We start from the raw sequence: 6,196 nt of genomic DNA, 5'->3' as shown, positions 1-6,196 counted from the left end.
CTTATAAGTCATTTCGCCTTTTTCAACTTGGGTTACGACTGACAATTTAAAGGCAAGAGAATAATCTCGTTGAGTACGTCTACTTGTTGTTTTCATGACACTCTCCAATTTCATGTTGGAAATGTGTCAACCATAGTTAGGACGGTACACACAAATACAAAAAGGGTTGCTAATAAGCAACCCTTTCTCTTTTTACTTTACGAATCAAAGCTCTCTATAGACCCAAACTAATTGATGTTTGGACCTAACCACTTCTCAGCTTCCAACATATCCCAGCCTTTACGATCAGCATAGCTATCCACTTGATCTTGTTGAATCTGTGCAATAGCAAAGTATCGAGCATCAGGATGTGAGAAGTACATACCAGACACAGAAGCACCAGGCCACATCGCATAGCTGGACGTTAAGGACATATCAATCGCTTTCTCGACATCCATTAACTCCCACAACGTACCTTTCTCTGTATGCTCTGGGCAAGCAGGGTAACCTGGAGCAGGACGAATACCTTGGTATTTCTCACGAATCAAATCATCGTTCGATAAGTCTTCATCTGGCGAGTAACCCCAAATGTCCTTTCTCACCTCTTTATGTAGATACTCCGCGAACGCCTCGGCTAATCGGTCAGCAACCGCTTGAATCATGATGGCATTGTAATCATCGCCATTCGCTTTATATTCATCAGCCAATTCACGTTCACCAATACCGCCAGTTACCGCAAAGCCACCAATCCAATCCGCTTTACCGCTTTCTTTTGGAGAAATGTAATCAGACAAGCAGTAGTTAAAGCCTTTTGGTTTCTCTGTCTGTTGACGGAGGTTATGCAGAACCTTCAATACCTCAGTACGAGATTCATCGGTATACACCTCAATATCATCACCAACACTATTGGCAGGGAACATGGCACACATACCACGAGCTTCAAGTAGCTTTTCTTTCTCCACGCGGTCCAGTAGATCGTTAGCATCTTTGAATAAACGTTTCGCTTCTTCGCCCACTTCTTCATGATCAAGAATCGCTGGGTACTTACCGACTAATGACCATGTCATGAAAAATGGTGTCCAGTCGATGTAGTTGCGCAGTGTTGCCACATCAAAATCATTGAATACATGCACACCCGGTTTAGCTGGTGCTGGCGGAGTATATGCGTCCCAATCAATCGCCACTTTATTTGCGCGAGCTTGCTCTAGTGTCACTGGCTTAGTGCGAGGCTTCTTACGATTATGTTGATCACGAACGCGATCATAATCGATATTCAACTTCTCAACGAAAGCAGGTTTCAATTCATCTGAGAGAAGTGAAGTACACACACCCACAGCACGAGAGGCGTTGTTTACATAAACCACTGGCTCAGAGTAATTTTGTTCAATCTTCACCGCGGTGTGCGCTTTAGAGGTGGTTGCACCACCAATCAAAAGAGGAAGCTTAAAGCCTTGTCTTTCCATCTCTTTGGCAACGTGTACCATTTCATCAAGAGATGGCGTGATCAAACCAGATAAACCGATAATGTCGACGTTCTCTTCTTTAGCGACCTTAAGAATCTTTTCACAAGAAACCATCACACCTAAGTCGATAATTTCGTAGTTATTACACTGCAAAACCACACCAACGATATTCTTACCGATATCGTGTACGTCTCCTTTAACCGTCGCTAACAGAATCTTACCGTTAGTCGCACCCACTTCTTTGGATGCATTGATGAACGGCTCTAAGTGCGCAACAGCCTGCTTCATTACACGCGCAGACTTAACTACCTGTGGTAAGAACATCTTACCTTCACCAAATAGGTCACCTACAACGTTCATGCCGTCCATTAAAGGACCTTCAATCACTTCAATAGGACGAGAGGCATTCACTCGAGCTTCTTCGGTATCTTCAACAATAAAGTCGGTAATACCTTTTACCAAAGAGTGCTCTAATCGCTTCTCTACAGGCCAAGTTCGCCATTCTAGAGCGGATTTATCTTCAACTTTACCAACGGCTCGCTCTAAATACTCGGTTGCCATATCAAGCAAACGTTCCGTCGAATCATCACGACGGTTTAGTACAACATCTTCCACAGCATCACGCAGATCTTCTGGAACGTTATCGTAAATTTCCAACTGACCAGCGTTTACGATGCCCATATCCATACCATTCTTAAAACAGTGATATAGGAATACTGCGTGAATAGCCTCACGAACGTAGTTATTACCACGGAATGAGAACGACACGTTCGACACGCCACCAGAGATCATCGCATGAGGGAGGTCACGCTTGATATCCCCTACTGCTTCGATGAAATCGACTGCATAGTTGTTATGCTCATCAATACCAGTCGCAACCGCGAAGATATTCGGGTCAAAGATAATGTCTTCAGGTGGGAAGCCAACTTCATCAACAAGAATGTTATAGGCATTAGTACAGATCTCTACTTTGCGTTCTCGAGTATCAGCCTGACCAACTTCGTCAAAAGCCATCACGATGACGGCTGCACCATAACGACGAACTAACTTGGCTTGCTCGACGAACTTCTCTTTGCCTTCTTTCAGAGAGATCGAGTTAACGATACCTTTACCCTGAATACACTTAAGGCCAGCTTCGATAACTTCCCATTTTGAAGAGTCGACCATTACTGGTACTTTTGAAATCTCTGGTTCAGAAGCACATAGATTAAGGAATTTAACCATGCACGCTTCAGCGTCCAGCATCCCTTCATCCATGTTGATATCGATGATCTGAGCGCCATTTTCAACTTGTTCGCGAGCGACACTCAAGGCTTCATCGTAAAGCTCTTCTTTGATCAAGCGTTTGAAACGGGCAGAGCCAGTAACATTGGTACGTTCACCAACGTTTACAAACAGAGATTCTTTCGCGATGGTCAGAGGTTCTAAACCGGATAGACGACACGATACTGGTAGGTCGGGCAATTGACGAGGGGTAACACCTTCAACCGCTTCCGCCATTTGGCGAATATGCTCTGGCGTGGTACCACAACAGCCACCAATTAAATTTAAGAAGCCACTTTCAGCCCACTCTTTAACATGTTCAGCCATTTCTTCGGGTGAAAGGTCATACTCACCAAATGCGTTAGGCAAACCTGCATTAGGGTGAGCAGAAACATAGCTCTCAGAGATACGAGACATCTCACCAACATACTCACGCAGCTCGTCAGGGCCTAATGCACAGTTCAAACCAAACGAGATCGGTTTAACATGACGAAGGGCGTTGTAGAAAGCTTCTGTTGTTTGACCTGAAAGTGTACGACCTGATGCATCAGTAATGGTACCTGAGATCATTACAGGTAAAGTGATACCCACTTCTTCGAAAACAGATTCCACAGCAAACGCACACGCTTTAGCGTTTAGTGTATCGAAGATAGTTTCAATAAGAATTAGGTCTGAACCGCCTTTAATAAGAGCACGAGTCGATTCGGAGTATGCTTCGACCAACTCGTCAAAGCTAACATTACGATAACCCGGATCATTAACATCTGGAGAGATAGAACAAGTACGGTTAGTCGGACCTAATACACCTGCTACAAAGCGAGGTTTTTCTGGGGTCTTTGCCGTCCACTCATCAGCCGCTTCACGGGCAAGCTTAGCGGCAGCAAAGTTAATTTCTTCACTAAGGCTTTCCATATCATAGTCGGCCATAGCAATGGTTGTAGCGTTAAAGGTATTGGTTTCGAGGATGTCAGCCCCAGCTTCCAAATATTGTGAATGGATATCTTTGATAAGCTGAGGTTGTGTCAGCACTAAAAGGTCATTGTTACCTTTTAGGTCACTATGCCAATCAGCAAAGCGTTCACCACGATAGTCTTGCTCTTCCAATTTATAGTCCTGAATCATGGTGCCCATGCCACCATCAATCAGTAAAATTCGTTGCTTCAATAGAGCATCAATCTTTTGCCTTACATTACTTCCCACGGTACAACCTCATTCCTTTAATTATCCTTCCATCCTATCACACATTAAAAAGGAGTCTAGACGTCTAAAAAAGGAAATTGAATACCGACTCATGACAAAAAAATGTTTGCTATTTGAGCATGAGACAACGAAAATTCATATTCATACTTTGTTACATGTTGGAATCCCAATGTCGGTCTATTACACCTTATGCTTTTTATCCGCAGCTGCAATGCTCATTGCTTTCGTGAATACCAAAATTGGTAAAATGCAGACAACCATCGCCATCACTGCTGGCTCAATGATGCTGTCTTTATTGATTATCATTGCAGGACAAAACAATTGGTTCCAACTGGCTGACATCGCCTCAGAAACCGTTGCCAGCATCAATTTTGAAGACTTCCTACTCAAAGGAATACTCGGATTTTTGCTTTTTGCTGGCGGTTTGGGGATTAAATTACCGAACCTAAAAGACCAGAAGTGGGAAATAACAGTACTCGCGCTTGGTGCAACGCTGTTTTCAACATTCTTTATCGGTTTTGTGCTCTATGGATTCTGTCAATTCATCGGTATTCAATTTGATCTGATTTATTGCTTACTTTTTGGTTCATTAATCTCCCCTACCGATCCAATAGCAGTGTTAGCGATAGTAAAGAAACTTGACGCTCCAAGACGAATCTCGACTCAAATCGAGGGAGAGTCTCTATTTAACGACGGCTTTGGCTTAGTCATCTTCGTTACACTATTTACTATCGCTTTTGGTACAGAAGCACCGACGGTAAGCAGCGTGACCATGTTATTCGTCCAAGAGGCTATTGGCGGTATCGTCTACGGATTTGCTCTAGGTTTAATATTCCATTATCTAATCAGCAACACCGATGACCACTCGATGGAATTACTACTAACCATCGGTATTCCAACGGCTGGTTATGCCTTCGCTGAAGTTCTACATGTGTCAGGTCCATTAGCAATGGTGGTATCGGGCATTATGATTGGTAACTGGACGCGCTTTATCGGATTCTCTAAAGAGAGTGAAGATCACCTAGACCACTTCTGGGAGCTGATAGATGAATTCTTAAATGGCGTACTATTCTTATTAATCGGTATGTCGATGCTACTATTCAAATTCCACCAAGAAGACTGGATCTTAATGGCATTCGCAGTTCCTCTAGTATTGAGTGCGCGCTACCTAAGTGTTTTCTTGTCATACATTGGATTTAAACGCTTCAGAACTTATAACCCATGGTCGATCAATATTCTAACTTGGGGCGGCTTACGTGGCGGCTTAGCACTAGCAATGGCTCTTTCAATCCCTTCAGGTATCTGGGTAATTGAAGATAAGGCGATAGATGTTAAAGAGATAATCCTTGTCATGACCTATGCCGTTGTTGTGTTCTCGATTCTTGTTCAAGGTTCAACGATTACTCCTATGATAGAGAAAGCGAAACAAGCCGAGAAAGAGTTAGATTAACACTCCCCCATTTGTGAACATAGGCCGCTTACTTAAGCGGCTTTTTTACATCCATTCATCGCCCTCGTCTCAAATCACCATATCGTCTTGTCTTACCCTTAGATTCTAATAGTCCTCAACCTTCTTTTTCCGAGAACAGACAACTAGATTCAATCATAGACTTCTTTGTCTTCCCAAATTGTCACCTGTGCGAGAGTACCAACTAAATAAGCTTAAAAGCAGCTAAGCTCAATCCCTATAATTCGTTTTGATAGAACCCAAAACTAAAAAATATAGATATTAGGGCTAATAGACTAAATGACTGTCAGCAGCCTAAACCAGTAATTTCAAATTAAGTGAAAGTGGTGAGAAACGAGAGAGGAGTAAGTCATCTTAGAGTTAGGGACGACTCAAAGGATGAGAGTTGCATGGTGTTAATTTGATTTACTCTATTAGATCAACGCCTAGAAGCTAAGATATTCACTGTAGAAGCATATATAAGAGTTTTGCTAGCTCAAACGCTGTAGATTCTGAAGTATAGCCTTAAGAAGATTAAGGCTTATTTCTTAACCACTTTTAAAAAGCGACAGATACAAAAAACTCAGCATTTCTGTTGAGATCGTATATATGGTTGAGGTTGAGAGGGATGAGCTTCCAACACGTGGTGTTAGCGGAATCTGCTGATCTGTCAATTACATGTTTAACGCCAAAAACAAAAAGGCTCTAGCATTTCTGCTAGAGCCTTAAATATGGCAGGGGTGGAGAGATTCGAACTCCCAACACGCGGATTTGGAATCCGCTGCTCTGCCAATTGGAGCTACACCCCTAAAACTTTATCTTACTTCAGATTCGAAAAAACCTC

At 42.8% G+C, this 6,196-nt stretch carries 2 protein-coding genes and 1 tRNA gene; 1 reads left to right on the top strand and 2 read right to left on the bottom strand.

What is annotated here, in order from left to right; translation table 11 throughout:
• Positions 1-227: 227 nt before the first annotated feature.
• A complete protein-coding gene (metH, locus tag L1D37_RS23820; RefSeq protein WP_239849348.1) occupies positions 228-3,905 on the bottom strand; it encodes a methionine synthase in 3,678 nt (1,225 codons plus the stop codon).
• A gap of 169 nt (positions 3,906-4,074) precedes the next feature.
• Between metH and L1D37_RS23815 the strand changes: the two genes are divergently transcribed.
• A complete protein-coding gene (locus L1D37_RS23815; protein WP_239849347.1) occupies positions 4,075-5,355 on the top strand; it encodes a sodium:proton antiporter in 1,281 nt (426 codons plus the stop codon).
• A 729-nt stretch (positions 5,356-6,084) separates the two neighbouring features.
• On the opposite strand, the gene L1D37_RS23810 is transcribed toward L1D37_RS23815, so the two are convergent.
• Positions 6,085-6,161: transfer RNA gene (locus L1D37_RS23810), tRNA-Trp, on the bottom strand.
• Positions 6,162-6,196 lie beyond the last annotated feature (35 nt).

This window comes from Vibrio sp. Isolate33 (assembly GCF_022397895.1).
Taxonomy (GTDB): Bacteria; Pseudomonadota; Gammaproteobacteria; order Enterobacterales; family Vibrionaceae; genus Vibrio; species Vibrio pomeroyi.
Note: the sequence above shows the minus strand (reverse complement) of the source record. Positions and strands in the feature narration are given on the sequence as shown.

Coding starts and splice junctions, on each gene's coding strand:
- L1D37_RS23815 (WP_239849347.1), top strand. CDS start 4,075: ATGTCGGTCTATTACACCTTATGCTTTTTATCCGCAGCTGCAATGCTC.